The organism is Phenylobacterium sp. (assembly GCF_028290885.1).
GTDB lineage: Bacteria > Pseudomonadota > Alphaproteobacteria > Caulobacterales > Caulobacteraceae > Phenylobacterium.
Genome location: NZ_JAQGIZ010000131.1, coordinates 1 through 4641, shown reverse-complemented (window position 1 = coordinate 4641; position 4641 = coordinate 1). Strand labels below are relative to the sequence as shown.

Annotated in this window: 4 protein-coding genes and 1 pseudogene; 2 read left to right on the top strand and 3 right to left on the bottom strand. The window is 69.4% G+C overall.

What is annotated here, in order from left to right; translation table 11 throughout:
- Positions 1-611 (top strand): annotated as a pseudogene (gene fliI / locus JWP28_RS08895) (flagellum-specific ATP synthase FliI); the annotation flags it as partial.
- Positions 608-1018, top strand: a complete 411-nt coding sequence (locus JWP28_RS08890) for a flagellar export protein FliJ (protein WP_299542172.1) — start codon at positions 608-610, stop codon at positions 1016-1018. The pseudogene fliI and the gene JWP28_RS08890, both read left to right, overlap by 4 nt.
- A gap of 8 nt (positions 1019-1026) precedes the next feature.
- Here the strand turns inward: JWP28_RS08890 and JWP28_RS08885 are convergent, their stop codons facing one another.
- From JWP28_RS08885 to JWP28_RS08875, 3 genes are all read right to left on the bottom strand, one after another.
- Positions 1027-1392 carry a DUF4282 domain-containing protein gene (locus JWP28_RS08885; RefSeq protein WP_299542170.1) on the bottom strand — a complete coding sequence of 122 codons (366 nt, stop codon included), beginning with the start codon at positions 1390-1392 and terminating at the stop codon, positions 1027-1029.
- 82 nt (positions 1393-1474) lie between these two features.
- Positions 1475-3565 (bottom strand): flagellar biosynthesis protein FlhA, encoded by a 2091-nt coding sequence (flhA, locus tag JWP28_RS08880; RefSeq protein WP_299542168.1) that lies wholly within the window; start codon positions 3563-3565, stop codon positions 1475-1477.
- 8 nt (positions 3566-3573) lie between these two features.
- The coding region (locus JWP28_RS08875; RefSeq protein WP_299542166.1) for a sigma-54 dependent transcriptional regulator at positions 3574-4641 on the bottom strand (1068 nt) is incomplete at its 5' end.

Sequence of the window (4641 nt, the reverse complement as noted above, 5' to 3'; positions counted from 1 at the left end):
GCGACCAGGACATGGAAGTGCTGTGCCTGATGGACAGCGTCACCCGCTTCGCCATGGCCCAGCGGGAGATCGGGCTGGCCGCCGGGGGGCCGCCGACCACCAAGGGCTATACGCCCACCGTCTTCACCGAGCTGCCGAAGCTGTTGGAGCGCGCCGGCCCCGGGCCGATCCGGCCGGACGGCACGCAGGCCGGCCCGATCACCGGCATCTTCACCGTGCTGGTGGACGGCGACGACCACAACGAGCCGATCGCCGACGCCGTGCGCGGCATCCTGGACGGCCATATCGTGATGGAGCGCGGCATCGCCGAGCGCGGCCGCTTCCCGGCGATCAATGTGCTGAAGTCGATCAGCCGGACCATGCCCGGCTGCCATGGGCCGCAGGAGCGGGAGATCGTGAAGTCCGCCCGCCAGACGCTGTCGGCCTACGCCAACATGGAGGAGCTGATCCGCATCGGCGCCTACCGGGCCGGGGCAGACCCTCAGGTCGACCGGGCCATCGCGCTCAATCCGGCGCTGGAGGCGTTCCTGGCGCAGGACAAGGAGGAGGTGACCAACTTGGACGAGGCCTTTCACCGGCTGAGCGGCATCCTGGATAGCGTGCCCGCATGAGCTGGTCGGAATCCCTCATCAAGCTCGCCACCTACGAGGTGGAAAGCCGCCAGCAGCAGCTCGCCGAGATCGCCCGGCGGCTGGCCCACGCTGAGATGCGGCTGGCCTTGCTGCAGGCCGAGGGGGAGGCGGAGGCCACGCGGGCCACCCAGGACGCCCAGGCGGGCTGGTATCACGCCGGCTACGCCGAGGGCCTGCGCATCCGCAAAGCCGCCCTCAAGGCCGAGATCGACGTCATCCTGGCCGAGGAGCGCGGCGCGCGCGACGGGCTCGCCCAGGCGTTCGAAGAGCAGAAGAAGTACGAGCAGGTCGCCGAGAGCATGCGGCTTGCCGCGCTCAAGGAAGCCAACCGGCGCGAAAACGCCGAGTTCGACGAAGTCGGGATGCGGGCCGCTCGGCGCCGCTGATATTCAGCCTAGTTTGAAGCCCGCGTGAGCCGCTCGCGCTCGACGTCGGCGCGCAGGACGGCGAGGTCCTCGCTAATCTTGAAGATCGCCACGTAGAACTCGCAGAACGAGCGCCAGAGCAGGATCAGCGCGCCCATCACCAGCAGGCCGCCGACGACGACGGGAATGGCCAACAGCAGGCCGAACGGAAAGGGATCCCGGATCGCCACGCCGACGGCCGCCCCGATGGTCCCGAAGGCGCCGAGCGCAATGAGCGCCAGGCCCGCCCAGTAGATCACGTGGATCACCTGGCTGGTCATCAAGTGCTCGAAGGTGAGCAGGTCCCATACGACGGCCGCGCCGGGTCCCTTTGGTCGGTTGAGAGCTCGCCGCATCCGTTTCCCAAGACTCAGCGGAGCTGTCTCGCCGCTCCGTCGTCCGCACCGCTATCAGCCCGGGCCGGCGCCTGCAACGGCGCTAGATCGTGCCGACCGTCTTCAGCTTGGCGCGGGGATGCACCTCGTTCTGGCTCATCACCGGGGTCTGGCCCCGGAAACGCTCGATGATCGAGCGGACATAGGGGCGGATGGCGGGGCTGGTCAGCAGCACGGGCGAATCGCCGGCCAGCGCCGCGCGCTCGAAGGTCTCGCGCACGCCGCGCACGAAGTCCTGCAGGCGCGAGGGCGCCAGCGCCAGCTGCTTGTCGTCGCCCTGGCCGACCAGGGCGTCGGAGAACGCGTTCTCCCATTCGGGCGTCAGGGTGACGATCGGCAGGGCCCCGTCGTCGCCGCGGTGGGCGAAGGACAGCTGCCGGGCGAGGCGGGCGCGGACCTGCTCGACCAGCAGGGTGACCGAGCCGGTGTGCGGCGCGGCCTCGCCGATGCCTTCCAGGATCGCCGGCAGGTCGCGAATCGAGACCCGCTCGCGCAGCAGGGCCTGCAGGACACGCTGGATGGTGGTGGCGGTGACGATGGAGGGCACTAGATCATCGACCAGCTTCTTCTGCTCGGCGGGCAGCTCCTTCAGGAGCTTCTGCACCTCCGAATAGGAGAGCAGATCCGGCATGTTCTCCTTGAGAATCTCGGTCAGGTGCGTGGTGAGCACCGTCGCGGGATCGACGATGGTGTAGCCGCGGAAGGTCGCTTCCTCGCGCAGCGGCTCGTCGATCCAGGTGGCGGGCAGGCCGAAAGCGGGCTCGCGGACGTGCTCGCCCGGCAGCTCCACCTGGCCGCCGCGCGGGTCCATGGCCATCATCTGGCCGAGCCTGACCTCGCCCGCGCCGGCCTCCATCTCCTTGATGCGGATCGCGTAGCCCTGCGACGGCAGGCGCATGTTGTCGAGGATGCGGACGCTGGGCATGACGAAGCCGAAGTCCGAGGCCAGCGTGCGGCGCAGCGCCTTGATCTGGTCGGTGAGCCGGCGGCCCTCCAGGTCGTTGATCAGGCCCAACAAGCCGTAGCCCAGCTCGATCTTGATCTCGTCGATGGCCAGGGTCTGGGCGATCGGCTCTTCCTGGTTGGTCTCAGCCGGCAGGATGTCCACCGGGGGCGGCTCCATCGACTTCTGCGACCGGCGCCAGGAAAGCGCGCCGGCGCCGAGCGAGATCGCCGCGAACGGGATGATCGGCATGCCGGGGACCAGCGCGATCACGCCGGCCGCCGCCGAGACCATGCCCAGGGCCACCGGGTTCATGGCCAGCTGGGTGACCAGCGCCTTGTCGACCGAGCCCTCGACGCCGGACTTGGAGACCAGGAAGCCCGCGGCGATGGAGATGACCAGCGCCGGGATCTGGCTGACCAGCCCGTCGCCGATGGTCATGACGGTGTAGGTCGTGGCCGCCAGGCCGATCGGGATGTGGTGCTGCAGCACCCCGATCAGGATGCCGCCGATGACGTTGATCGCGACGATGATCAGGCCCGCGACCGCGTCGCCGCGCACGAACTTCGAGGCGCCGTCCATCGACCCGAAGAAGGTCGATTCCTGCTCCAGCTCCTTGCGCCGGCGCTTGGCCTCGTTGTCGTCGATCAGGCCCGCCGACAAGTCGGCGTCGATGGCCATCTGCTTGCCGGGCATGGCGTCAAGGGTGAAGCGCGCGGCGACCTCGGCGATCCGCCCCGAGCCCTTGGTGATGACCACGAAGTTCACGATCACCAGGATGGCGAAGACGATCAGGCCGATGGCGAAGCTGCCGCCCATCATCAGCTTGCCGAATGCCTCGATGATGTGGCCCGCGCCGTGCACCCCCTCGTGGCCGTGGCCGAGGATCAGGCGGGTCGAGGCGATATTCAGCGCCAGCCGGAAGAGGGTGGTGACCAGCAGCACCATCGGAAAGCCGGTGAATTCCAGCGGCTTCTTGATGAGCAGGGAGGTCATCAGGATCAGCACTGCGCTGGCGATCGAGATCGCCAGCAGCAGGTCCAGCAAGAAGGCCGGGATCGGGATGATCAGCAGGACGACGATGCCGACCACGCCCAGCGCCATGGCCACCTCGCCACGCGCCACCCAGCCCAGCACGTCGCGCGCGTTGGGGGCTTGGCCGTGCCGGGAGGGAAGGAAGGCGTCGGCCATTCAGGAAATCATGCCGCGCTGGCCGCGCCCATTTGGGGCGCCGGCACCGGGACGCCGGCCTCGGTGTATTCCTTGAGCTTGTTGCGCAGGGTGCGGATCGAGATGCCCAGGATGTTAGCCGCGTGGGTGCGGTTGCCGAGGCAGTGCTCGAGGGTGTCGATGATCAGCTGCTGCTCCATGGCGGCCACGGTCTGGCCGACGTAGCTGCGGCTGGCGCTCTCGGCGGCCAGCGAGGCGGCCTGGGCGGCGCGCGCGTGCGGGTCGGCCGAGGCGAAGGGCTGGCCGTCGGGCAGGCGGATGGCGTCTTCGGCGATCTCCGCGCCGCTGGCCATCAGCACCGCGCGGTGCATGGCGTTCTCCAGCTCTCGGACGTTGCCCGGCCAGCGGTGGCTGGCGAGCCGGCGCCGGGCCTCGGCGGAGAGCGGGCGCTCTGGCGCGCCGTTGGCGGCGGCGTACTTGCGGACGAAGTGCTCCGCCAGCGCCAGGACGTCGCCGGGGCGCTCGCGCAGCGCCGGCAGGCGCAGGTTCACGACGTTCAGGCGGTAGAGCAGGTCCTCGCGGAACACGCCCTCCTTTACCGCCTGAGCCAGGTCGCGGTTGGAGGTGGCGAGGATGCGGATGTCGACCTTCACGGGCTTCGCGCCGCCGACCCGGTCGATCTCGCGCTCCTGCAGGGCGCGCAGCAGCTTGGCCTGAAGGCGGCCGTCCATCTCGGAGATTTCGTCGAGCAGCAGGGTGCCGCCGTTGGCTTCCTCGAACTTGCCGATGCGGCGGGCCACGGCGCCGGTGAAGGCGCCCTTCTCGTGGCCGAACAGTTCGCTCTCCAGGAGGTTCTCGGGGATGGCGGCGCAGTTGACCGAGATGAACGGACGGCTGGCGCGGCGCGACTTCTGGTGCACGTAGCGGGCGATGACTTCCTTGCCGACGCCGCTTTCGCCGGTGATCAGGATCGAGGCGTCGGAGGGGGCGATCTGGTCCGCCATGGCGATCACCGCCTGCATGGCCGGGTCGCGCACCACCATCGGCCGGTTGTCGTCGGCGACGGCGGCCAGGACGGCGGCGATCAGCTGGGCGTC

What these genes read in the sequence shown, in the direction of transcription:
- JWP28_RS08890 (WP_299542172.1), top strand. Translation starts at nt 608, where the DNA reads ATGAGCTGGTCGGAATCCCTCATCAAGCTCGCCACCTACGAGGTGGAA.
- JWP28_RS08885 (WP_299542170.1), bottom strand. Translation starts at nt 1,392, where the DNA reads ATGCGGCGAGCTCTCAACCGACCAAAGGGACCCGGCGCGGCCGTCGTA.
- flhA (WP_299542168.1), bottom strand. Translation starts at nt 3,565, where the DNA reads ATGGCCGACGCCTTCCTTCCCTCCCGGCACGGCCAAGCCCCCAACGCG.